Source organism: Pseudomonas mediterranea CFBP 5447 (genome assembly GCF_000774145.1).
In the GTDB taxonomy this organism is placed as follows: domain Bacteria; phylum Pseudomonadota; class Gammaproteobacteria; order Pseudomonadales; family Pseudomonadaceae; genus Aquipseudomonas; species Aquipseudomonas mediterranea.
On the sequence record NZ_KN322987.1, the window covers coordinates 1,298,871 to 1,321,863 of the forward strand.

The following is a 22,993-nucleotide window of genomic DNA, read 5'->3' on the forward strand; positions in this document are numbered from 1 at the left end:
TCGCGAGCAGGCTCGCTCCCACACTGGAGCTGGGATGGCCGCAACATCGGTGTCCGACGCCGTACCTGTGGGAGCCGGGCTTGCCCGCGATGGCGGCGGCGCATTCAACAGGGGTGCAGACTGATCCACCGCTGTCGCGAGCAGGCTCGCTCCCACACTGGAGCTGGGATGGCCGCAACATCGGTGTCCGACGCCGTACCTGTGGGAGCCGGGCTTGCCCGCGATGGCGGCGGCGCATTCAACAGGGGTGCAGACTGATCCACCGCTGTCGCGAGCAGGCTCGCTCCCACAAAAGGACTCGGAACTTCACCCCTGCCCGAACACCTGCGAAGGTCGGCGCAGCAGCGGGTCGAACGGGTTGATCCGCGGGCCGATCGACGCCGCCTCGCGCTTGAGCATCTCCACCACCGTCGGCAGGCGATCCGGCCCCAGGCGGTCGCTGATGGTCGCCACGCTCAAGGCCGCCACAGCACGCCCGCCGCGATCCAGGATCGGCACCGCCACCCCGGCCATCCCCTGCAACACACCGGTGTTGCGTCCGGCATAGCCCAGGCTGCGCACGTTCTCCACTTCCGAGCGCAGGAAGACTTCGTCGTACAGATGAAAATCCTTGAGCCGCGGCAGGTTGTAGTGGATCACCGTGTCGCGCTCCTCTTCCGGCAGGAACGCCAGGATCGCCAGGCTGCCCTGCCCCACGCCCAACGCCACCCGGCCGCCGATATCGCCGGTAAAGGTGCGGATCGGGAACGGGCCTTCGCTGCGGTCCAGGCAGATCGCATCGAAGCCGCTGCGCGCCAACAGGAATAACGAGTCCCCCAGGGACGCCGACAGCCGCAGCATGGCCGGTCGCGCTAGCTCACGCAGGTTGCCGGTGTTCCCGGCACGGGCGGCCAGGGCGAAGAAGTCCAGGCTCAGGCGATAGCGTTTGCTGCGTCCATCCTGCTCGACCATGCCCTCGTCCATCAGGCTGCGCAGCAGGCGATGGGTGGTCGGCTGGGACAGGCCGATGCGCTGGGCCAGTTGCGTCACCCGCTCCCCGCCTTCAGCGCTGTCACCCAGGCTGCGCAACACGGCGAACAACCTGGAGACGGCGCCAACCCCGACTTCGCTTCTTTCAGTATTCCGATCAGTGGAATTATTCATTAAGTTTTTTACTCATCAATTCACTGATCGAATGAAACTAAAAATAGTCATCGCCTCAGTGAAATAGGCCATTGAGCCCATCCTATTCTTCGTCCTACTCTGCGTCCATACAGGGGCGATTCGAACAACAGCGGCAGCCGATCCAGGTCGAGCGCCAACGCACCGAGTGTCCTGCGTCACCCCTTCGTATCTGCCCTTACAAAAAAGCGCGCCTCACGGCGACGCATAACAATCTCAGGTGGAGCGCAGTCATGGCTTTCGTGCAACTTGAAAACTTGAGTAAACGCTACGGCGACATCGACGCCGTGGTGGCCACCAACCTCGCCGTGGAAAAGGGCGAATTCGTCTCGCTGCTGGGCCCATCCGGCTGCGGCAAGACCACCACCCTGCAAATGATCGCCGGCTTCGTCGAAGTCAGCAGCGGGCGCATCCTGCTGGACGGCCGCGACATCACCCACGCCAAACCCGCCAGCCGTGGCCTGGGCGTCGTGTTCCAGAGTTATGCGCTGTTTCCCCATATGAGCGTCCGGGACAACGTCGCTTTCGGCCTGCGCATGCGCAAGGTGCCGGCCAGCGAACTCCAGCAACGGGTGGACCGGGTGCTGAAGCTGGTGCGCCTGGACCGGCATGCCGAACGCTATCCCCGTGAGCTCTCGGGCGGTCAGCGTCAGCGCGTGGCACTGGCCCGGGCACTGGTGATCGAACCGCCGGTGCTGCTGCTCGACGAGCCGCTGTCCAACCTCGACGCCAACCTGCGCGAAGAGATGCAATTCGAAATCCGCCGCATCCAGCGGGAAGTCGGTATCACCACGTTGATGGTCACCCACGACCAGTCCGAAGCGCTGTCCATCAGCGACCGCGTCGTGGTGATGCAAGCCGGGCGCATCACCCAGATCGATACGCCCTACACCCTTTACGAACACCCGCGTACCCCCTTCATTTCCGGCTTCGTCGGCAAGGCCAACCTGCTGCCCGGCGAACGTGACAGTGCGGGCCTCGTTCAAGCCTGCCAGCCAGGCCAGGGCGAACTGATCCTGAGCCTGCGCCCGGAAAAGATCGACCTGTGCGCCGCCGGCGCGGGCCGCCTGCAAGGCAAAATCGTCAGCCGTTTCTTCCTCGGCAGCCAATGGTTGTATGGCGTCTCGACCGGCCTGGGCGAACTCTGCGTGGTGCGTCGAAATGACGGCAGCGCGCCGATGACCGAAGGCACGGTGGTGGGCCTGGACTGGGATCCGGCGCTGCTGCGGGTGCTGAGTGTCGATGAGGTGCCGGCATGAAGCTGCTGGACGGAATCCGCCGGGGCCGACAAGGCTACCTGATGTCCTCACCGGCCCTGGCCATGTACCTGGGTTTGCTGATGATTCCCCTGGGGTTGACGCTGGTGTTGTCGTTCAACGTTTTCGACTACGGGTCGGGCATCGACAGCCACGCGTACACCTTCGATCACTACATCAGCCTGCTGGGGGATTCGTACTTCTACGAGATCTTTTTGCGCACCTTCTGGATCAGCGCCCTGACCACGATTTTGTGCGTGTTGATCGGCGTGCCCGAAGCGTACGTGCTCAGCCGCATGGGCGCGCCCTGGCGCTCGATTTTCCTGATCCTGATCCTCACCCCGTTGCTGATTTCGGTGGTGGTTCGCGCCTTCGGCTGGAGCCTGCTGCTGGGCGCCGACGGGTTGGTCAACCAGACGCTGCAAGCGTTCGGTGGCGCGCCGATGAAGTTGCTCTATACGCCATTCGCCGTGGTCATCGCCCTGGTCCACGTGATGCTGCCGTTCATGATCATTCCGGTCTGGACCTCGCTGCAGAAGCTCGACCCGGCCGCAGAACAGGCCGCACTGTCCCTGGGTGCCAGCCAGTTCACGGTGATCCGCAAGGTGGTGCTGCCGCAGATCATGCCCGGCGTCCTGTCCGGCACCCTGATTGTGTTCGGCCTGGCCGCCAGCTCCTTCGCCATCCCCGGGCTGCTCGGCGGACGCCGCTTGAAGATGGTCGCCACGCTGATCTACGACCAGTACTTGTCGGAACTCAACTGGCCCATGGGCGCGGCCATCGCCATCGCGCTGTTGCTGCTCAACCTGCTGATCATGCTGTCGTGGAACCGCATGATCGAAGGCCGCTACAAGAAGTCATTGGGGTAACTCATCATGTCCAGGAACGGTCCTTTCGCCCTGTTGTTTCACGCCTTGGTCGTGGCGTTCATGCTGGCGCCGCTGGTGGTGGTCTGTCTCGTCGCCTTCACCCCGGAAAACACCTTGAGCCTGCCGACCACGGAGTTCTCCCTGCGCTGGTTCCGCGCCGTGTTCGAGCGCGCGGACTTCGTCGATGCGTTCTACAACAGCCTGGCCTTGGCGTTCTGCGCGGCCTCGCTGGCGACGTTGATTGCGGTACCGGCGGCGCTGGCAATCACCCGCCTCGAATTTCCCGGCCGGGATTTTTTCAATGGCCTGTTCCTGTCGCCGATCATCATTCCGCACCTGGTGCTGGGTGTGGCGCTGCTGCGGTTGTTTGCGCTGATGGGGGTCAATGGCAACTTCACCTGGCTGATCTTCGCCCACGTGTTGGTCATCACTCCGTATGTGCTGCGCCTGGTGCTGGCGTCGGCCATCGGCCTGGACCGCAGCGCCGAACAGGCTGCGCAATCGTTGGGTGCCGGGCGCTTCACACTGTTTCGGCAAATCACCTTGCCGATGATCCTGCCGGGGGTGGCCGGGGGCTGGTTGCTGGCGTTCATCAACAGTTTCGATGAAGTCACCCTGTCGATCTTTGTCACGTCACCGGCGACGCAAACCCTGCCGGTGCGCATGTATGTGTACGCCACCGAATCCATCGACCCGATGATGGCGGCGGTGTCGGCACTGGTCATTGCGCTGACCGCACTGACGATGATTCTGCTCGACCGGGTCTACGGCCTGGATCGGGTTCTGGTGGGCAAACAATGAGGGCACCATGGCGCTGCTGAAACGACTGGCCGAAGGCGACCGCCCGGCCCTGGATTTTACCCTCGACGGCCAGCCGGCCAGCGGTCTGTTGGGCGATACGCTGCTGACCGCCGTACTGACCTGCGGCGACCACCTGCGCGGCAGCGATTTCAGCGCCGAACCCCGGGCGGGGTTCTGCCTGATGGGCGCCTGCCAGGACTGCTGGGTCCGCCTCGGCGACGGCCGCCGCGTCCGCGCCTGCGCCACCCTGCTCGAAGCCGGCCAGCAAATCACCCGCGAACCGGGGCGCCAGGTATGAACAGCTCATTTATTCCCTGTGGGGGCGACCTGCCTGTCGCCATCGTCGCTGAATGGACCATCGCTATCGCGAGCGGGCTCGCTCCCACAGGGGAGTTTCGGCGATCACAACATCCAGGTTCACCACCGATCCACTGTGGGAGCGAGCCTGCTCGCGATAGCGCCTTCGACAGCGCCACATACCCCTCGGTCTTGTCGATGAGGTCGTCATGAAACCCATCGCCATTATCGGTGCCGGCCCCGCCGGGATCCGTGCCGCCCAGACCCTGGTCGCCCACGGCGTGTACCCGGTCCTGCTGGACGAAGCCTTGCGCGGTGGCGGGCAGATCTATCGGCGGCAGCCGGCCAATTTCAAGCGCTCGCCAGCCAAGCTGTATGGCTTCGAAGCCCACAAGGCCCAATCGATCCACCAGACCATCGATGAGTTGCGCAACCAGCTCGACTATCGTCCCGACACCCTGGTATGGAACGCCGAAGCCGGCCTGCTCGACACCCTGCATGAAGGTCGCGCCGCCCGGCTGGAATATTCGAAGTTGATCGTCGCCACAGGCGCCACCGACCGGATCCTGCCTGTACCGGGCTGGACGTTGCCGGGGGTGTACAGCCTCGGCGCAGCGCAGATCGCCCTGAAGTTCCAGGGCTGCGCCATCGGTGAACGCGTGGTATTCGCCGGCAGCGGCCCGTTGCTTTATCTGGTGGCCTATCAATACGCCAAGGCCGGCGCCAATGTGGTCGCCGTACTCGACAGCTCCCCCCTGGGCGCCCAGGTCCGCGCCCTGCCCGGCTTGCTGAAACAACCGGCCACGCTCGCCAAGGGTCTCTACTACCGGGGCTGGCTGACCGCCCATGGCATCGCCGTGCATCAAGGCGCGAGCCTGTCGCGTATCGACGGTGAGCGCCGCGTGCATTCGTTGAAATGGCGCAACGCAAAAGGCGAACACAGCCTCGATTGCGACGCGGTCGCCTTCGCCCACGGCTTGCGCAGCGAAACCCAACTGGCCGACCTGCTGGGCTGCGAGTTCACCTGGAACGCCCTCAACCGCGCCTGGCTGCCCCAACGGGACAGCGCCGGCCGCAGCAGCGTGACCGGCGTCTACCTCGCGGGTGACGGCGCGGGAATCATGGGTGCCGACGCCGCCGAGAAAGCCGGCGAACGCGCCGCCCTGGCCCTGCTGGAGGACAGCGGTTACCGAGTCGACCCGCAGCGCTGCACCCAACTGGAAACAGAACTCGAACGCATCAGCCATTTCCGCCAGGGCCTGGAACGTGCCTTTGCCTTCCCGCAAGGCTGGGCCGCCGACGCGGCTGATGAATTGATGATTTGCCGTTGCGAAGAAGTCAGCGTCGGCGACATCCGTCGGGTGATCGGCGAAGGCCATTGGGAAATCAACCGGGTCAAGGCCCATTGCCGGGTCGGCATGGGGCGTTGCCAGGGACGAATGTGCGGCGCCGCGGCGGCGGAAATCATCGCCAGCGAAAGTGGACGGCCCATTTGCGGCATCGGTCGCTTGCGCGCCCAGGCGCCAGTCAAACCCGTACCGTTTGGCCTGGAGGTCGAGCCATGATCGAAGTCGACGTGGTGATCATCGGCGGCGGCATCGTCGGTTCGTCGGCAGCGTTGTTCCTGAGCAAGGCCGGGCGTCGGGTGGCTCTGCTGGAACGGGACTTCTGCGGCTCGCACTCAAGCGGTGTGAACTATGGCGGTGTGCGACGCCAGGGTCGGCCCTTGTCGCAACTGCCCCTGTCGCAACGGGCCCACGAAATCTGGAACCAGCTCCCCCAGTTGATCGGCATCGACGGTGAGTACCAGCGCAGCGGCCATCTGAAACTGGCCCGCAGCGCCGAGGACATGCGTGCCTTGCAGGACTACGCCGCCAGCAGCCAGGGCTTTGGCCTCGACTTGCAACTGCTGGATCGCCAGGCACTGCGCGCACGTTTTCCCTGGGTGGGTGCGGTGGCTGTCGGCGCCTCGCTGTGCCCGGACGACGGTCACGCCAACCCACGATTGGTGTCGCCTGCCTTTGCCCAAGCCGCCCGCCGGCATGGCGCTCAGGTTCATGAACAATGCCCGGTCAGCCTGGTTGAACATGACGGCCTGCGCTTTACCGTGCGAACCGAAACCGGCCTGACGCTGCGCGCCCCCTGGCTGCTGAACTGCGCCGGCGCCTGGGCCAGCCATTTCGCCGCACAGTTCGGCGAAGCCGTGCCCATGTATGCCGGGCATCCGGCGATGCTGGTCACCGAGCCATTGCCTTTGGTGATGAACGCCAGTACCGGCGTCGAAGGCGGTGGAATCTATGCGCGCCAGGTTGCCCGCGGCAACTGCGTGTTGGGCGGCGGCCAGGGTTTCGCCCTGGACGACGCTCGCGCCCGGCCCGGCCAGAACGCCGTGATCGAGATCCTGCGCCAGGCGGTCGAGCTCTATCCGTTCCTGGAGGGCGCCCAGGCGATTCGCACCTGGAGCGGCACTGAAGGTTACCTGCCCGATCGCCAGCCGGTGATCGGGCACAGCAGCACCCAACCCGGCCTGTTGCATGCGTTCGGCTTCGCCGGAGCGGGCTTCCAGATCGGTCCGGCGGTGGGCCAGGCGCTCACCGAAATCATCTGTTGCGGCGAATCGAAAACGTCGCTGGATGCGTTTTCCATCACCCGGTTTCACTCCATCTCCGTTTCTTGATAGAGGAAGGTCGCGCCATGAATAACGTCAAACGCACTGCACTGCTGGGCTTTTCCTGCTTGAGCGCACTGTTCGCCGTCGGCCAGGCACACGCCGAGCCAACGCTTTACCTGGGCATGAACGGCGGCACCATGGAGCGGCTCTACGCCGACAAGGTCCTGCCGGCCTTCGAGAAAGCCAACAACGTCAAAGTGGTGATCGTGCCTGGGACCTCGGCGGACATCCTGGCGAAAGTACAGGCCAGCAAGGACAACCCACAGATGCACGTCATGTTCCTGGATGACGGCATCATGTACCGCGCCATCTCCATGGGGCTCTGCGACAAACTCGAGGACAGCCCGACCCTGGCGCAAATCCCCGCCAAGGGCCGCATCAAGGATCAGGCCGTGGCCGTCAGCCTGGGTGTGACGGGACTCGCCTACAACACACGCCTGTTCAAGGAAAAAGGCTGGAGCGCGCCGACGTCATGGATGGACATGGCCGATCCGCGCTTCAAGGACAAACTGGTGTTCCAGTCGGTGGCCTCGTCCACCTTCGGCCTGCACGGTTTTCTGATGTTCAACCGGATCCAGGGTGGCAACGAGACCAACGTCGAGCCGGGCTTCAAGGCCTGGCCGAACACCGTGGGGCGCAACGTGCTGGAATACATCCCCAGCTCGGCGAAGATCTCCGAAATGCTGCAGACCGACGAAGCCGCGCTGTTCCCGCTGACGCCGACCCAGGTGACCGCGCTGAAACTCAAGGGCATGCCAGTGGAATATGCACAGCCGAAGGAAGGCGCCGTGGTGCTCAACGTCGCCGAATGCGCCATCGCCCACAACACCCAGCCCGAGCTGGCACAGAAACTCGCCGCCTTCCTGCTCACGCCTGAAGCCCAGGCCATCGCCCTGGAAGAAGGCGACCAGATTCCGTCCAACCCCAACACCCCCACCACCGAGAAGACCCGCGGCCAGGTGGAAGCCATGAAGCAATACCTGGAAACGGCGATTGCGGTGGACTGGGACCAGGTCAATGAACAGCGTCCGGCGTGGAACGCGCGTTGGAGTCGCAGTATCGAGCGCTAGCCGAACCAGCTTTTGTGGCGAGGGGATTTGTAACAAACTAGGTGGCATCGAACTTTTCTTGATAAACGGTGCCACCCCTCCCATGAACACCCTCGCCCAACTCCGCGCCGGCCAGCTGTCAGGCATCACCCGGTTGGACCTGGCCTGTGGCCTGACGCAGTTCCCCCGGGAAATCTTCGACCTGGCGGACTCCCTCGAGATCCTCAACCTCAGCGGCAACCAGTTGGAAACCCTGCCCGATGACTTGCACCGGCTGACTCGGCTGCGGGTGCTGTTCTGCTCGGACAATCGCTTCACCGAACTGCCTGAATGCCTGGGCCGTTGTGCCGCGTTGACCATGGTCGGTTTCAAGGCCAACCGCATCGAGCGCGTCCCCGCCGCGGCCCTGCCGCCGCTGCTGCGCTGGCTGATCCTGACGGACAACCGCGTCAGCCAGTTGCCGGATGAACTGGGACGGCGTCCACATCTGCAAAAACTGATGCTGGCCGGCAACCGCCTGCAGCAACTGCCCGCCAGCCTGGCCCAGTGTCACCGACTCGAGCTGCTGCGGATCGCCGCCAATCAATTGGACGATCTGCCGCAATGGTTGCTGGAACTGCCCCGCCTCAGTTGGCTCGCCTACGCCGGCAACCCGCTGGAAACCCAAGCCGACGAGGCTGCGCAGCGCAGCACGCCCCCCATCGACTGGGCACAACTGAGCCTGCAACAACCATTGGGCGAAGGCGCCTCGGGGGTGATTCATCAGGCGCTGTGGCAGGCGACAGGCCAACCGGCGCGAAACGTCGCGGTGAAGATGTACAAGGGCGAGATGACCAGCGACGGCTCGCCCCTGCATGAAATGCACGCCTGTATCACGGCGGGCCGACATCCGAACCTGATTGAAGTGTTAGGGCAGGTCGCCGGACATCCTGAAAAACAGGCCGGGCTGGTCATGGCGCTGATCGAGCCCAGCTATCGAAACCTGGCCGGGCTGCCGAGCCTGGCCTCCTGCACCCGCGACGTGTATGCCGACACGTTGCGCTTGAGCGCCAGCGCAGCCTTGCGTATCGCCCGGAGCATCGCCTCGGTGGCGGCACACCTGCATCGTCAAGGCATCACCCACGGGGATTTGTACGGGCACAACGTCCTCTACAACGATCAGGGTGACTGCCTGTTGGGGGATTTTGGCGCGGCATCTTTCCACGCCACCACAGACACCCCGCAAACCCGTGCATTGCAACGCATCGAAGTGCGGGCGTTCGGGATTCTGCTCGGTGAGTTACTGGCGCGGATCGAGCCGGGGAGTGATGAGGTGCAGCTTGCGACGCTACAGGCGTTGGAGGCGCGTTGCTGTCAGCCGGAGGTGCTGGCGCGGCCGGGATTCGAGGAGATTGAGCGGGTATTGGCCGGCAGCTTGGCCACCGGCTGATCGAACGCAGCTTGTCTCTGTGGCGAGGGGATTTATCCCCGTTGGGCTGCGTAGCAGCCCCTTGCCTCAACCTCGGTACACCTGATAAATCGAGTTGGCTGTCTTGGGGCCGCTACGCAGCCCAGCGGGGATAAATCCCCTCGCCACAAAGGACAATCTCGCCTCTCAGGGAATCCCTTTAACCCGCCAACCCGACAAACATATCCTGCACGTCATCGTGGTTGTCGAGGCCTTCAAGGAACGCTTCGACTTCGGCCATCTGCTCGTCGGTCAGGCCGCTGACCGGGTTTTTCGGCTGGTAGCCCAGTTTGGCGGACAACACCGTGAAGCCCTGGGCCGGCAGCGCTTTCTGCACGGCGTCGAGGTCGGCCGCATCGGTGATGAACAACGTCGCGCCCTCTTCGCCCGGTTCGAAATCCTGGGCACCGGCCTCGATGGCGGCCATTTCCGGATCGGCGTCCGGGCTGTCCGGGGCGGCCTCGATCATGCCGACATGGTTGAAGTCCCAGGCCACCGAACCCGAAGCGCCCAACTGGCCCTTGCGGAACGCGACGCGGATTTCGGCCACGGTACGGTTGATGTTGTCGGTCACGCATTCAACGATCAGCGGCACCTGGTGCGGCGCAAACCCTTCGTAGGTCACACGGTGGTACTGCACGGTCTCGCCGAGCTGGCCCGAACCTTTCTTGATCGCGCGCTCCAGGGTCTCGCGGGGCATCGACGCCTTCTTCGCCTGCTCGACCACCAGCCGCAGGTGCGCATTAGTCGCCACGTCGGCGCCGTTGCGCGCGGCAATGGTGATTTCCTTCACCAGCTTGCCGAAGATCTTGCCCTTGGCGTTGGCAGCCGCCTCTTTGTGTTTAACCTTCCACTGTGCGCCCATCACTCACTCTCTTGTCTGACGCGCCAAGACATCTGCCGGCCGGCGCTGTGGCGCAAGTTTATACGGCCTAAACCGGCTGATCGACCAAAAAATGCGCCCCGGCGAATCGACATTTTCACAACATGCTGTAGGCAGTTTCCGAAATAGCGATTCAAGAGCACCCTTTCGCCCCGCGGTTTCGTACCCTCGCGACTTCTTCTCTTCAAGTAAGCACCGCGATGCGCAACGACACGGAAAGCCCCTTCAGCCTGACTCTCACGCAAAGCGACCTGCGCCTGCAAGTGCTGCGGTTCAGCGGTCGGGAGGCCCTCAACCAGCCGTACCGCTTCGACCTGGAACTGATCGGCCTCGCGCCGCCGATCAATCCCGACACGCTGCTGGGGCAACCGGCATTCCTGCGCCTGGACGGTGAATCCGGTGTACATGGCATCGTCCACAGCGTCAGCCTGAGCGCCCATGCACCGCACCGTATCGGCTATCGCCTGACGCTGGTTCCCCATCTCCAGCGTCTGGAGCAGGGTCCGAGACGACGGGTTTTCCATCAGCTCAGCGTCGTGCAGATACTGCAACGCCTGCTGGAAGACAACGCCGTGCCCGCCCACAGCTACCGTTTCGAACTGCCCCACGGACAGTACCCATCCCGCCCGTTCTGTATCCAGTACGAGGAAAGCGACCTGGAGCTGTTGCAACGGCTATGCGAGCAAGAAGGTATTCATTACCACTTCGAACACTCCCCGTCCGGCCATGTCCTGGTGTTCGCCGAAGATCCCAAGAGTTTCCCGGCGCGGGCGATCGAGCTTGCACTGGGTACACAAGCCGATGAGCACCCGGCACTCGAGCGACTGTACCAACGTCACCACCCGACGACGCCTGCCCTGCCCGGCCGCTTCGCCGAGCGGGCAACGTCGCCCGCCGAAACCGGTGCCGCGAATCATGGGTTCAACGGCACCGATCACGAAGCGATGCGGAGCAATCCAGCGTCAGCTCATGCTTATCAGATCGGGCGCCGGAACCTGGAGCGGCTGCGCTGCCGGCAACGGGAAATCCACGGCCACAGCACGCAACCGGCCCTGCGTAGTGGTCGCATCGTGCAGATCGGTGAGCACCCGATATCGACGTTCAACGATCAATGGCTGGTTGTCGAGGTCCAGCATCGCGGCAGGCAGTTTTCGATCCTGGAAGCGAATCAGCCGCCTGTGTCGTCGGCCAGGGATTATCGGAACACGTTCTCGGCCATCCCCTGGTCCAGCGTGTTCAGGCCTGCCCTCAAACACCCCCGGCCGAGCATTCCCGGCTACCACGTGGCACATGTCCTCGGTCCTGCCGGGCGGCCGGCGGAGCCCGATGAGCGAGGTCAGGTCCGGGTCAGCTTGTGGAGCCCGGGTGACGAAGGCATCCCCCTGCCCATGTCACGCTTGAGCCTCCACGACAGCCCGCCCCTGATGGCCGGCAGTGAAGTGCTGGTGAGCTTTCTCGACGGCGATCCCGACCGGCCGGTGCTGTACCCGGGCGGCCTCGATAGCGGTGGCCGGCGCAACATGGCGTCGAAAAAACCGCCACCGGGCAACAGCGACGTCAGGCTGTTGTTCGACTGGCTGCTGAACCCTCCGGACACAACACCCTGATCCGCCAGCGAGTACCGCAGCCGGTCAGGGGGCGCAAACCGGGGTTCGTATGGATAAAACCTGATCCGGCTCATGCAAACCCAGCGAAACGGGCTTACAGTAGCAGCACAACGCCGCACGAGACGGCGCTTTACCCTGATGTCTGGAGATACCCGCATGCCCTGGAAAAATTCCGAAAACCGCTACAGTACCGTCACGATCACCTTGCACTGGTTGATGCTGGTGCTGCTGGCTGTGGTTTATGCCTGCATAGAATTTCGCGGGATCTTCCCCAAGGGCAGCGGCGGTCGAACCCTGATCAAGGAAGCCCACTTCATGCTCGGCCTGACCGTGTTCCTGCTGGTCTGGCTGCGCCTGTTCGCCCGCAGCGTGGGCAAGGCACCGGCCATCTTTCCGGCTTCGCCCGTCTGGCAGACCTTCCTTGCGCGCCTGATGCACTGGGCGCTGTACCTGTTCATGATTGCCATGCCGCTGCTGGGCTGGCTGATCACCAGCGCCGAAGGGCATCAGGTGATGTTCTACGGTTTCGACCTGCCGCTGCTGGTCGATCAGGACAAGGCATTCGCCAAGCAGCTGGAAGGCTGGCATGTGCTGGGCGGCACCATCGGCTACTGGTTGATCGGCCTGCATGCCCTGGCGGGGCTGTATCACCACTACATCGTGCGCGACAACACGTTGCTGCGGATGATGCCGAAGCGCGGCTGACGGCGCTCACTCAACCCCCCGGCGGCCTTGCAAGCCGCCGGTGTGGACGAAAATCAGGCGTGCGCCTCGAGCAAACCGGCCAGCCTCGACCTGCGCCTTGAGCATCATCAACGCCTTGCCGGTGTAGAGCGGCTCCAGTTCGATTGCGTGGGTGGCATCGATGAAGTCCCTCAGTAGCGCGTCGACCCGGGCGAAGCCGCCACGGCTACCGTCGAGCAATTCATAACGTGGGTCGGTAATGCCTGCCTCGCGCACGATGTTTTCGACCTGTTGCGCTACGCCGTGGTCCTCGGGCACCGCGAGCACACCATGGACCGGATGCGCGCCCGCTTCGGCCAACACCAGCCCCGCCAGCGACGTTCCGGTGCCGCAAGCCAGCCACCAGCCGTGATAATCCGTCCAACCCAATGCCGCCAGCTGCTTGCGGGCGCTGGTCACCCAGGCCTTGCAGCCCTGCGCGCCCGGCAAGCCTGAGCCACCTTCGGGCACCGGATGCAGGTGGGGATACCGCGCCTGCCAGGTTGCCCAGAAATCCGCGGCGTGCCGCTCCCGATAGCCGCCATATCCCAACCAGTGCAGCTCCATGCCGAATGCTTGCAGGTCGAGTATTGTCGGTGTTTCCCGAGGATGGCCACGCACCAGCCCGACCGTTGGAAAACCAAAGCGCTTGCCGGCGGCGGCCAGTGCGTGCAGGTGGTTGGAATAGGCGCCGCCCAGGCTCATGATCCCCTCGGCACCGGCCTCGTGGGCGGCGCGCACATGATGAATCAGCTTGAACCACTTGTTGCCGCTGATCAGTGGATCGATCCGATCCAGGCGCAACACCGCCACTTCGACACCGGCGCGGGTGAGCCAATCCAGATGCAGGAGTTCGAGTTTAGGGTTGGGGTGCCAATCAAGGGCAGGAAGAAGCATTGCGAGCAGGCCCGACGCGAAGAGGCCCGCATTCTAACAGGCGGTCACGGATGGCCGCAGATTCAGCCTCACCACATCCCCCTGTGGGAGCGAGCCTGCTCGCGATAGCGGTGGTCCAGTCGACAGAAATGTCGGATGTGCCGCCGTCATCGCGAGCAGGCTCGCTCCCACAGGGGATCTGCGCCCCCTTACAACTGCGCCGCCAACCGCGAACCCTGGTTGATGGCCCGCTTGGCATCCAGTTCCGCCGCTACGTCGGCGCCGCCGATGAGGTGGACGGTCTGACCCGCCGCTTCCAGGCCTTCCTGCAATTCACGCAACGGATCCTGGCCGGCACAGATCACGATGTTGTCCACCGCCAGCACCTGCGGCTCGCCGCTGTCGCCGATACGGATGTGCAGGCCTTCGTCGTCGATCTTCAGGTACTCGACACTGTTGAGCATCTGTACCTGCTTGTTCTTCAGCCCCGTGCGATGGATCCAGCCGGTGGTCTTGCCCAGGCCGTCACCGACCTTGGAAGTCTTGCGCTGCAACAGGAACACCTGCCGCGCCGGTGCATGGGGCTCGGCCTTGATCCCGGCCACGCCGCCGCGTGCCTGGAGCTGGGTGTCGATCCCCCACTCCTTCCAGAACGCCTCGCGGTCCTGGCTGGTGGCGACGCCCTGGTGCACCAGGAACTCCGACACGTCAAAGCCGATACCACCGGCGCCGATCACCGCCACGCTGCGGCCCACCGGCTTGCGCTGCAGAATCACGTCCAGGTAGCTCAGTACCTTGGCATGCTCCACACCGGGAATCGCCGGCACCCGCGGTGCAATCCCCGTGGCGAGGATGATCTCGTCGTAACCGCCTGCCACCAATTGCTCCACATCCACACGGGTGTCGAGGCACAGCTCGACATGGGTGGTCTGCAGCTTGCGCTTGAAGTAACGCAGGGTCTCGAAGAATTCTTCCTTGCCCGGCACGCGCTTGGCGACATTGAACTGGCCGCCGATCTCGCTGGCCGAATCGAACAGCGTCACCTGATGCCCTCGCTCGGCCGCCACCGTGGCCGCGGACAACCCGGCGGGGCCGGCGCCGACCACGGCAATTTTCTTCACCTGGGTGACCGGCAGGTAGTTGAGTTCGGTTTCATGGCAGGCCCGCGGGTTCACCAGGCAACTGGTCAGCTTGCCGCCGAAGGTGTGATCGAGGCAGGCCTGGTTGCAGCCGATGCAGGTATTGATTTCATCCGCCCGGCCAGCGGCAGCCTTGTTGACGAAATCCGGATCTGCCAGGAACGGCCGTGCCATGGAGACCATGTCGGCGTCGCGCTCGGCGAGGATCTGCTCGGCCACTTCCGGCGTGTTGATGCGGTTGGTGGTGATCAGCGGAATGCTCACCGAACCGCGCAGCTTGGCCGTGACCTTGCTGAACGCCGCCCGGGGAACCTTGGTGGCGATGGTGGGGATGCGTGCCTCGTGCCAGCCGATACCGGTGTTGATAATCGTCGCGCCGGCCTGCTCGATAGCCTTGGCCAACTGGACGATTTCCTCCCAGGAGCTGCCGCCCTCCACCAGGTCGAGCATCGACAGGCGAAAAATGATGATGAAGTTCGGCCCTACCGCCTCGCGCACCCGACGCACGATTTCCACCGGCAGGCGCATGCGGTTTTCATAGCTGCCGCCCCAACGGTCGGTACGGTGGTTGGTGTGAGCCGCCAGGAACTGGTTAATGAAATACCCTTCCGAGCCCATGATCTCGACGCCGTCGTATTCGGCTTGCTGGGCCAGCTTTGAGCAAGTGACGAAGTCGCTGATCTGTTTCTCGATCCCCTCCTCGTCAAGTTCCTTGGGCTTGAACGGATTGATCGGCGCCTGGATCGCGCTAGGCGCCACTTGCTTGGGGCTGTAGGCGTAGCGTCCGGCGTGGAGGATCTGCATGCAGAGCTTGCCACCGGCCTCATGAACGGCCCGGGTGACGATCCGGTGCTTGAGCGCTTCTTCTTCGGTGGTCAGCTTGGCGGCGCCGGAATACACGCCGCCCTCGTCGTTCGGCGCAATCCCGCCGGTCACCATCAGGCCTACGCCGCCACGGGCACGCTCGGCAAAATACGCCGCCATGCGTTCGAAACCACCGGGCTTTTCCTCAAGCCCCGTGTGCATCGACCCCATCAGGGTACGGTTGCGCAGCGTGGTAAAACCCAGGTCCAACGGGGCCAGCAGATGCGGGTAGTGAGGGGCGGTCATCGGTAACTCCACAACGGGCGATCACGGAAAGTGCGGAAGCTCTATGGCCTCCATCAGTCATGCCCACAGCCTAAAAGCCGGGACAACCGCGCTCAATGACCGAAACTGACAACCTATTGATCCAAATGTGCAGCGATCCAGTACCAATGGAGGAGCGCACCCAGGTGACTCCCAGTGGAACGGGCCAGTCCCATGTTTAGTGGCCCAAGCGGCTGAACAAAAGACCATTCCAACCAGACAGGCCGCTCGCATGCATCCCCAACGAAAAGCCCTGCACAACGAACTGCACGCCCGCCCATCGCTGTACTTCGACGAACCGGCCCATGTCTTCCATCTGGCGTTCCTGGGTGACAGCGCCCAGTGCACGACCCTACTCGAGCGGCTATGCCCCGCAGACGTGCTGGATCAAGCCGCCCAGGGCATTACCCGGATCGACGGATACCCGCTCAAGTGGGAACGCCACGCCGAGTTCTTCACCCTGACCCTGGTGGTGCCTGCCAGCAGTCACGAACTGCAGTGGAGCACGCTGCCTGAATGCCTGGCGCGGGGTATCGAAGGTCACGCTCGACAGATCATCAATTCGGTCCAGGTGGTGGTGCGCTCGGAAGACGGACTCGACCTGTCCGGCTACGGCTTCAAAGATCCCTGCGGCTCGAGCGTGGGAGGTGGCGACGCCATGGTCTGGAGCGACTTTCGCCTCACCGAGGACGGCACCAACCGCTTCCTGTTCATCAATCGGCGGCTCAACGCCTATCGCCAGGGGCGCATGATCCGGCGTCTGCTCGAAATCGAAACCTATCGCATGATGGCGTCCTTGTCCCTCAGTGTCGCCAAGGCGCTGGACCCGCAACTGAACGAGTTCGACCGCAGCCTGGTGACACTCTCCGAACACAACGCCAATGCCAGCGGCGTGCACGCCAAGGCCTTGCTGGAGGACATCGCGCAACTGTCTCGCCGGATCGTCGGCAGCTCGGTGAAAAATCGCCACCGTTTCAGCGCCACCCGGGCCTACGCACAATTGGTATTCGAGCGCCTGGCCGAGTTGCGTGAAAGCCATCTGGGCGACTGCCAGAGGCTGGGCGTGTTTATCGAGCGACGCTTCAAGCCGACCGTGCGCTATTGCGCGGCGACCGAGCAGCGTCTGGAACAACTGGCCATGAGCGTTGCCAACCTGGGCGACTTGCTCCAGGCGCGGGTACAAGTGGAAATGGAAGACCAGAACGCGGAGATTCTGCGCAGTCTCAATGCCCGGGCCGATGCACAGATCAAGATCCAGCGGGCGGTGGAAGGGCTGTCGATCATTGCCATCACCTACTACCTGATCAACCTGTTCAAGCTGGTCTATAGCGGATTGCATACGCTGGGTGCGGACCTATCGGCGCGCGAAGCATTGCTGGGGATGGCGCCACCGGTGCTGTTGATCATGTTGTTGATCATGTTGTTGATCATGCTGCGGATCAGAAAGGCCAAGAATCACTAAGTGTGAAAGCCTGACCATTGCCCATCGTGGGAGCGAGCCTGCTCGCGATAGCGGTGTGTCAGCTGCCATTGAGCTTGCTGATCCGGCGCCATCGCGAGCAGGCTCGCTCCCACACAGGGACTTCTCTTTTGCTAATTCCAGGTTTTACCGTACCCTGCGCCGTAAGAACCGTACACGGCCGCTGACTGCTCTCCATGCGTAAACTTTTGTACCTGCTGTTTTCACTGGCCCTGATCGCCGCCCTGACGAGCTATGCGCTGTGGACGACGGATCGCCCGACGGGGCACTACCTCTCGGACCTGCGCATCGACCTGGCAGTCGACCAGGGCGTTCCCGCCGAGCGAGGCAACTTGCTGGGCATCCAACCTGAGCTGTTCCCCACCGACTACCAGAACCCCGGGCACCTGCGCCGGAAACTGGCGGCCTATCTGCAGACCGCTCGCGAGCTGGGCTTGCTCAGCGACAAGACCGTCGTGGTCCTGCCCGAACACATCGGCACCTGGTTGATGATCAGCGGAGAAAAGGACGAGCTGTATCAGGCCGGCACGTTGAAGGATGCCATGAACTGGCTGGCGATCAGCAACCCGCTGGCGTTCATCCGCGGGTTGATCAGTGCCCAAGGCGACAACCGCCTGGACGACGCCTACCTGCGGATGAAAGCCGACAGCATGGCCCGCGATTACCAGGCCATGTTCGGTGGGCTGGCCCGGGAGTTCGGCGTGACCCTGGTAGCCGGCTCCATCGTATTGCCCGAGCCCAGCGTCAGTGAAGGTGAACTGAAGATCGGCCGCGGCGCGCTGTATAACAGCAGCCTGGTGTTTGGCCGCGACGGTCGACCGCTCGGGCAACCCCAGCGCCAACAGCATCCGGTGTTCGAGCAACGGGATGTGCTGGAAGCCGACCGCCAGGACGCGCTCCGCGTCGTCGACACTCCCGCCGGGCGTCTGGGCGTGCTGATCGGCAGCGACAGTTGGTATCCGCGTTATTATCGACAACTCAACGATCAGGGCGTGCAACTGATCGCGGTGCCCGCCTTTGTCAGTGGACGTGACACCTGGAACAAACCCTGGAACGGCTATAAAGGCTTGTCCACCCCTAGCGAAGTGAGCCTCAAGCCCGGTGAAATGAGCGAAGGCCAAGCCTGGCACCGCCTGACGTTGACCAGTCAGCAGCCCATCAGCCAGGCCAAGGGTGGTGTGAGCGTGTTTCTGCGCGGCCAGTTCTGGGACAACGGCAGCGCCGGCCAGAGTTTCATCAGCCACGACGGCCAGCATTTCAGCGACGGCGAAGCCCGTGGCGCCCGCCTGCTGAACTTGTGGTTGTGAGCATGAAGCCAATGCGCCTGGGCGACCTGTCCGTGGGCTTCGTCCACAGCCTGGCCGATGCGGTAGCCAGCCATGGCCAGGATCCCCATCCCCTGCTCGAACAGTACGGCCTCGACGCCGCACGCCTGGCCGAGCCCGGGGCGCGACTATCGATTCCACGCTATATGCGCCTCGGTCACGCGGCAATCCAACAAACCCAGGATGCGGCCCTGGGCCTGCGCATGGGCCAGCTCAGCCGCTTGAGCCAGGCCGGCCTCGCTGGCGTCACGGCGGCCCAGGCCCCGACGGTACGCGAAGCGGCACGCTGCCTGATCCGCTTCGAGCCGTTGTATGGCTCCAACTACCGTGGCCAATCGAGTTTCCACGAGGATGCCCGGGGTGCCTGGCTGCGGTTCTACTCCATCAGCCCCTATAACGCCTATAACCGCTTCGTGGTGGATTCGATCGTCGCCGGCTGGCTCCAGCAGTTGTCCAGCGTAAGCGACACCCCGTTACGGGCCGAGCGCATCGAGATCGAATTCGAGGCACCGGCTTACCTGGACGCCTACCGCACGCTCGGCGATTGCCCGATCCTGTTCGGTGCCGAGCAGAATCAGCTGCGCCTGGGCCTGGAAGCCCTCGCCCGGCGTAACCCACAGCATTGCCCCAGCACCTGGCGGCATCTGCTTCAACTGTGTGAACGGGAATTGGAACAACTCACCCGCACCCGCAGCTTGCGCGAACGCATCATTCAACTGCTGGGGCCGTTGCTCAACGGTGGCCGGGAACCCGACCTTGGGGAAGTGGCGGCGCGCCTGAAGCTGCCGACCTGGACACTGCGCCGAAAACTGGCAGAAGAAGGCACGCAATTTCGCGCAATCCTCAATGACACGCGCCGTGACCTGGCCATGACCTACATCCGAGATACCGAACTCGCGTTCGGCGAAATCGCCTACCTGCTGGGCTTCGCCTCGGCCGAGGCATTCCAGCGCGCTTTCAAACGCTGGAATGGCCAGACGCCGGGAGAGTTTCGTCGCAGCCAGAGGGCGAATTGAAATTCAAGCCTGCCGCTTGCGGCTGCTCTTATAGCTCCGTCGCATCCTCGGCGGGTTCCAGCGGATCCAGCTCGTAGGCCTGATATTCCAGCAGCTCTTCCTGATAATCATCCATTTTGAATCCTTCCCATATCGTTGAACCGATGCCTGATGGCCTTGGTGTCAGAATAAAGCTGCTTTATGAACAAAACATGAAGCAAAGGCTTCATGTTTCAAACGTAGCACAGCGATGGGAAATCAACCTATACAGGTGTGACAAGGAATGACTGCCTTGCCACGAATCTCAGGATGAAGGAAGCGGCTGGATCGGCTCGGTCGGCGGCGGCAAATCGCTGGGTGGGGGTGGCGTGACCACTTCCAGCGTCGATTCAGGGCCTACGTAGGGCGCAGGCTCACTGGGGGCAATCGGCGCAGGCTCCGGCGGCGGTGCGACAGGCTCGGACGCTGCAGGTGCGACCTCAGCTGGGGCTGGGGCTGGGGCCGCTGGCTCTACCGGCGCAGCGGGCGCCGGAGCCGGAGTCAACGCAGCCGGTTCGGCCTTGGGCTCCGGCACCCCCAGCTCGGTATTCGGCTTTTCGGCAGCCGGTGCGCCTTTCTTCGCTTCAGCAGGCAGGAACATTTCCACCAGAGCAAAGAAACGCTCGTAGAACTTGGTCGCCGAGACGGTTTCGCTGGCCACCTTGACCATCGAATCATCCGACGAACCGATCGGCATCGACACCGATCCCAATACACCCACCCCCAGACTGGCGGAGTTGTTGATTTTCTTCAGCGCATAACGGTCCTGCAACGCGTTGGCGAACATGGTCGCATGATGGCCAGTACCGCCGTCTTCTGCACAAACCAGGTTGAAGCTGATCTCCATGTGGGTATCGCCGGTCTGCTGGAAGCTCTTGTGGCCACTGACCAGCTTCGGATCGCTGCTGGTAATGATATAGCCCTGGCTGAGCAAGGCCCGGCGCCCCGCTTCGCAGGTCACCGTGTCGCTCACCGGATAAGTGCGGGAGAACGTACCGGAGTCATCGAAGTTCTCATGCTCGTAAATAGCGGCTTTCTTCGACGAGCAACCGGCTGCGGCGACCAGCATCAGTGCCAATCCGACGGTGCGCATGTGAAATGGTCTGAACATTGAACATCCTGAGGAAAACGGTCCGGGGGCGTATTGTGCAACAGAACACCCATCGGCAGCGTGGGTATTCATGTCTCAAAGGGTTTACAAGTCTACTGGGGGATGTTTGCGGGAAAAAGACGTAAATCCAGTGGACCGATGAACATCCTGTCATCTGGCAATAGGCGGATACAAAAAGACCCCGGCTTTTCGGCCGAGGTCTTTATCAGCAAGCCATCAAGTCATCAGAAACGCTTGATGTCCGCCTCGCTTTCCAACTGCTTGCGATAAGCTGCAAAGTCCTGCTGGCCAACACGGGACGCGAGATAACGGCGATATTCAGCTTTCTCCGCGTCGGTCGGTGCCGCGGCTTCATTCACGCCGCGCAGTTGCACCAACATCAGGTTACCGTCGGGCAAGGTCACGCTGGTAAACGTCGGCTTGTCCTTGGACTCGGGTTTTGGCATGCGGAACAAGGCCTGCAGCACTGCCGGGTCGATACCTTCCTGGCTACGGGTCGCCGCCTCGACAACCTTCCAGTTCTGACCGTCGACAGGCTTGGTCAGCGGCGTTTTGCCTTCACGCAGGCTGGCGATCAACTCGTCGGCGCGGGTCTTCGCTGCCTCGCTGGCGTGTTCCTTGGCGAGCTGGGTACGGATGGCTGCTTCCACGCTTTGCAGCGGCAGTTGCTCGGGCTTGCGATGCTCCTTGGCACGCAGCACCACGACGGTTTCCGGATCCAGCTCGATGGCGGTGCTGTTGGCACCTTCATCCAGTACTTCCGGACTGAACGCCGCAGTGACCACAGCGCGGTTGGCCGCGATCCCTTCCCCACCTTCGCGACCGAACGGCGCCGACGTGTGGACGGTCAATTTCAGGTCCTGGGCCGGCTGCGCCAGATCGGAAGCTTCGAACGAAGCATCTTCCAATTGCTTGGTCGCCTCGACGAAACGCTGCTCCACCTGCTGGGTCTTCAGCTCGCGGGTCAACTTGCCCTTGAGGCTGGCAAAGGTTGGCACTTCAGGCGCTTCGACACCCAGCAGCTTGATCAGGTGCAAGCCAAAATCGGTGCGCACCGGCGCCGAAACCTGATCCTTGCTCAGCGCGTACAACGCCTTTTCGAACGCCGGATCGTAGACGCCTGGACCGGCATAGCCAAGGTCACCGCCATTGTTCGCCGAACCCGGATCTTGGGAGAACTCCTTCGCCAGGGCTTCAAACGATTCGCCTTTGGCCAGGCGCGCCTGGATTTCCTCGATCTTCGCCTTGGCCTGGGCTTCGCTGACCTTGTCGTTCACTTCGATCAGGATGTGGGCCGCCCGGCGCTGTTCGGACAGGTTGGCGATTTCTTTCTGATACGCCGCCTGCAGGTCTTCATCCTTGACGCTGACCTGATCGAAGAAAGCGGCTTTCTTCAGCTCCAGGTAATCGATCACCACCTGATCGGGGCTCATGAATTCCTTGGCGTGCTTGTCGTAGTACGCCTTGACCTCGTCATCGGTCAGTTTCACCACCGACGGATCGGCCTTGAGGGTCAGGGTGGCGAAATCACGGGTCTGTTTTTCCAGACGGGCGAACGCCAGCACCTGGGCATCAGTCACGAAACCGCTTCCGGCGAGACCAGCGCGCAATTGGCCGATCAGCATTTCCTGGGCCAGCATCTGGCGGAACTGCAGGCGGGTGTAACCCAGCTGGCGAATCACCTGGTCGAAACGCTCCGGGCTGAATTTGCCATCCACCTGGAACTCAGGCGTCTGCAGGATCACCTGATCCAACGCAGCTTCGGAAAAAGCGAACTTCGCATCGTGCGCGCCTTGCAGCAGCAACTTGCGGTCGATCAGGCCCTTGAGCGCCGAATCGCGGAGCATCTTTTCGTCCAGCAGGGAGGCGTCGAAGTCTTTGCCCAGCTGTTGCATGAGCTGGCGACGTTGCATGTCGACCGCCTGGCTCAGCTCGTTCTGGCTGATGTTCTCGCCGTTGACCTTGGCCGCGTCATTGCTGTGGGTGGTGGCTTTGAAAATGGCATCGAAACCGGTCAACGCCATCAATGCGACGATGACCCCGATGATGGTCTTGGCAATCCAGCCTTGTGAATTGTCCCTGATATTCTGCAGCATGCGTCCCCCAGAAACGGTTGAACTTCAAATTAGGCAACCG

19 protein-coding genes are annotated in these 22,993 nt (G+C 62.9%); 13 read left to right on the forward strand and 6 right to left on the reverse strand.

From position 1 onward, the window contains the following. Positions 1 to 306: 306 nt before the first annotated feature. Entirely contained in the window at positions 307 to 1,143 is an 837-nt protein-coding gene (locus N005_RS25600) for an IclR family transcriptional regulator (protein WP_047703737.1), read from the reverse strand. A gap of 251 nt (positions 1,144 to 1,394) precedes the next feature. Here N005_RS25600 and N005_RS25605 point away from each other — a divergent pair, with 251 nt between their 5' ends. The 8 genes from N005_RS25605 to N005_RS25640 all read left to right on the forward strand — a co-directional run bounded on the left by N005_RS25605 (position 1,395) and on the right by N005_RS25640 (position 9,533). Continuing rightward, entirely contained in the window at positions 1,395 to 2,420 is a 1,026-nt protein-coding gene (locus tag N005_RS25605; RefSeq protein ID WP_047703738.1) for an ABC transporter ATP-binding protein, read from the forward strand. After that, complete coding sequence (locus tag N005_RS25610) at positions 2,417 to 3,286, forward strand: ABC transporter permease (protein WP_047703739.1); 870 nt, start codon at positions 2,417 to 2,419, stop codon at positions 3,284 to 3,286. The genes N005_RS25605 and N005_RS25610 overlap by 4 nt, the downstream gene beginning before the upstream one ends. Before the next feature lie 6 nt (positions 3,287 to 3,292). Then, complete coding sequence (locus N005_RS25615) at positions 3,293 to 4,087, forward strand: ABC transporter permease (protein WP_047703740.1); 795 nt, start codon at positions 3,293 to 3,295, stop codon at positions 4,085 to 4,087. 7 nt (positions 4,088 to 4,094) lie between these two features. Further along, a complete protein-coding gene (locus N005_RS25620; RefSeq protein ID WP_047703741.1) occupies positions 4,095 to 4,385 on the forward strand; it encodes a (2Fe-2S)-binding protein in 291 nt (96 codons plus the stop codon). Between the two features lie 208 nt (positions 4,386 to 4,593). Further along, complete coding sequence (locus N005_RS25625) at positions 4,594 to 5,949, forward strand: FAD/NAD(P)-dependent oxidoreductase (protein WP_047703742.1); 1,356 nt, start codon at positions 4,594 to 4,596, stop codon at positions 5,947 to 5,949. After that, on the forward strand, positions 5,946 to 7,061 hold the full coding sequence (locus N005_RS25630; RefSeq protein ID WP_047703743.1) for an NAD(P)/FAD-dependent oxidoreductase: 1,116 nt from the start codon (positions 5,946 to 5,948) through the stop codon (positions 7,059 to 7,061). Before N005_RS25625 ends, N005_RS25630 begins: the two co-directional genes overlap by 4 nt. Before the next feature lie 17 nt (positions 7,062 to 7,078). Continuing rightward, on the forward strand, positions 7,079 to 8,125 hold the full coding sequence (locus N005_RS25635) for an ABC transporter substrate-binding protein (protein ID WP_047703744.1): 1,047 nt from the start codon (positions 7,079 to 7,081) through the stop codon (positions 8,123 to 8,125). Positions 8,126 to 8,207: 82 nt separating this feature from the next. Beyond that, entirely contained in the window at positions 8,208 to 9,533 is a 1,326-nt protein-coding gene (locus N005_RS25640) for a leucine-rich repeat-containing protein kinase family protein (protein ID WP_047703745.1), read from the forward strand. Between the two features lie 178 nt (positions 9,534 to 9,711). Here N005_RS25640 and N005_RS25645 read toward each other — a convergent pair whose 3' ends face one another. After that, the gene (locus tag N005_RS25645; protein WP_047703746.1) at positions 9,712 to 10,416 is read right to left on the reverse strand and encodes a YebC/PmpR family DNA-binding transcriptional regulator; all 705 of its coding nucleotides are present in this window, start codon (positions 10,414 to 10,416) and stop codon (positions 9,712 to 9,714) included. Positions 10,417 to 10,634: 218 nt separating this feature from the next. Here N005_RS25645 and N005_RS25650 point away from each other — a divergent pair, with 218 nt between their 5' ends. Continuing rightward, positions 10,635 to 12,041: a type VI secretion system Vgr family protein gene (locus N005_RS25650; protein WP_047703747.1), complete on the forward strand. Its 1,407-nt coding sequence runs from the start codon at positions 10,635 to 10,637 to the stop codon at positions 12,039 to 12,041. Between the two features lie 156 nt (positions 12,042 to 12,197). Continuing rightward, complete coding sequence (locus N005_RS25655) at positions 12,198 to 12,746, forward strand: cytochrome b (RefSeq protein ID WP_047703748.1); 549 nt, start codon at positions 12,198 to 12,200, stop codon at positions 12,744 to 12,746. A 6-nt stretch (positions 12,747 to 12,752) separates the two neighbouring features. Here N005_RS25655 and N005_RS25660 read toward each other — a convergent pair whose 3' ends face one another. Continuing rightward, on the reverse strand, positions 12,753 to 13,661 hold the full coding sequence (locus N005_RS25660; protein ID WP_047703749.1) for a 1-aminocyclopropane-1-carboxylate deaminase/D-cysteine desulfhydrase: 909 nt from the start codon (positions 13,659 to 13,661) through the stop codon (positions 12,753 to 12,755). 188 nt (positions 13,662 to 13,849) lie between these two features. Then, positions 13,850 to 15,889 carry an oxidoreductase gene (locus N005_RS25665; protein WP_047703750.1) on the reverse strand — a complete coding sequence of 680 codons (2,040 nt, stop codon included), beginning with the start codon at positions 15,887 to 15,889 and terminating at the stop codon, positions 13,850 to 13,852. A gap of 250 nt (positions 15,890 to 16,139) precedes the next feature. Between N005_RS25665 and N005_RS25670 the strand changes: the two genes are divergently transcribed. From N005_RS25670 to N005_RS25680, 3 genes are all read left to right on the forward strand, one after another. Next, a complete protein-coding gene (locus N005_RS25670) occupies positions 16,140 to 17,369 on the forward strand; it encodes a DUF3422 domain-containing protein (protein WP_047703751.1) in 1,230 nt (409 codons plus the stop codon). Between the two features lie 194 nt (positions 17,370 to 17,563). Continuing rightward, positions 17,564 to 18,694, forward strand: coding sequence for a carbon-nitrogen hydrolase family protein (locus N005_RS25675; protein WP_047703752.1), 1,131 nt, complete (start codon positions 17,564 to 17,566; stop codon positions 18,692 to 18,694). Positions 18,695 to 18,705: 11 nt separating this feature from the next. Then, the gene (locus N005_RS25680) at positions 18,706 to 19,728 is read left to right on the forward strand and encodes an AraC family transcriptional regulator (RefSeq protein WP_392397540.1); all 1,023 of its coding nucleotides are present in this window, start codon (positions 18,706 to 18,708) and stop codon (positions 19,726 to 19,728) included. Between the two features lie 283 nt (positions 19,729 to 20,011). Here the strand turns inward: N005_RS25680 and N005_RS25685 are convergent, their stop codons facing one another. Continuing rightward, positions 20,012 to 20,857 (reverse strand): DUF2242 domain-containing protein, encoded by an 846-nt coding sequence (locus N005_RS25685; RefSeq protein ID WP_047703754.1) that lies wholly within the window; start codon positions 20,855 to 20,857, stop codon positions 20,012 to 20,014. Between the two features lie 224 nt (positions 20,858 to 21,081). Next, entirely contained in the window at positions 21,082 to 22,953 is a 1,872-nt protein-coding gene (locus N005_RS25690; protein WP_047703755.1) for a SurA N-terminal domain-containing protein, read from the reverse strand. Positions 22,954 to 22,993: the final 40 nt, after the last annotated feature.

Coding starts and splice junctions, on each gene's coding strand:
- N005_RS25600 (WP_047703737.1), bottom strand. CDS start 1,143: ATGAATAATTCCACTGATCGGAATACTGAAAGAAGCGAAGTCGGGGTT.
- N005_RS25605 (WP_047703738.1), top strand. CDS start 1,395: ATGGCTTTCGTGCAACTTGAAAACTTGAGTAAACGCTACGGCGACATC.
- N005_RS25610 (WP_047703739.1), top strand. CDS start 2,417: ATGAAGCTGCTGGACGGAATCCGCCGGGGCCGACAAGGCTACCTGATG.
- N005_RS25615 (WP_047703740.1), top strand. CDS start 3,293: ATGTCCAGGAACGGTCCTTTCGCCCTGTTGTTTCACGCCTTGGTCGTG.
- N005_RS25620 (WP_047703741.1), top strand. CDS start 4,095: ATGGCGCTGCTGAAACGACTGGCCGAAGGCGACCGCCCGGCCCTGGAT.
- N005_RS25625 (WP_047703742.1), top strand. CDS start 4,594: ATGAAACCCATCGCCATTATCGGTGCCGGCCCCGCCGGGATCCGTGCC.
- N005_RS25630 (WP_047703743.1), top strand. CDS start 5,946: ATGATCGAAGTCGACGTGGTGATCATCGGCGGCGGCATCGTCGGTTCG.
- N005_RS25635 (WP_047703744.1), top strand. CDS start 7,079: ATGAATAACGTCAAACGCACTGCACTGCTGGGCTTTTCCTGCTTGAGC.
- N005_RS25640 (WP_047703745.1), top strand. CDS start 8,208: ATGAACACCCTCGCCCAACTCCGCGCCGGCCAGCTGTCAGGCATCACC.
- N005_RS25645 (WP_047703746.1), bottom strand. CDS start 10,416: ATGGGCGCACAGTGGAAGGTTAAACACAAAGAGGCGGCTGCCAACGCC.
- N005_RS25650 (WP_047703747.1), top strand. CDS start 10,635: ATGCGCAACGACACGGAAAGCCCCTTCAGCCTGACTCTCACGCAAAGC.
- N005_RS25655 (WP_047703748.1), top strand. CDS start 12,198: ATGCCCTGGAAAAATTCCGAAAACCGCTACAGTACCGTCACGATCACC.
- N005_RS25660 (WP_047703749.1), bottom strand. CDS start 13,661: ATGCTTCTTCCTGCCCTTGATTGGCACCCCAACCCTAAACTCGAACTC.
- N005_RS25665 (WP_047703750.1), bottom strand. CDS start 15,889: ATGACCGCCCCTCACTACCCGCATCTGCTGGCCCCGTTGGACCTGGGT.
- N005_RS25670 (WP_047703751.1), top strand. CDS start 16,140: ATGCATCCCCAACGAAAAGCCCTGCACAACGAACTGCACGCCCGCCCA.
- N005_RS25675 (WP_047703752.1), top strand. CDS start 17,564: ATGCGTAAACTTTTGTACCTGCTGTTTTCACTGGCCCTGATCGCCGCC.
- N005_RS25680 (WP_392397540.1), top strand. CDS start 18,706: ATGCGCCTGGGCGACCTGTCCGTGGGCTTCGTCCACAGCCTGGCCGAT.
- N005_RS25685 (WP_047703754.1), bottom strand. CDS start 20,857: ATGTTCAGACCATTTCACATGCGCACCGTCGGATTGGCACTGATGCTG.
- N005_RS25690 (WP_047703755.1), bottom strand. CDS start 22,953: ATGCTGCAGAATATCAGGGACAATTCACAAGGCTGGATTGCCAAGACC.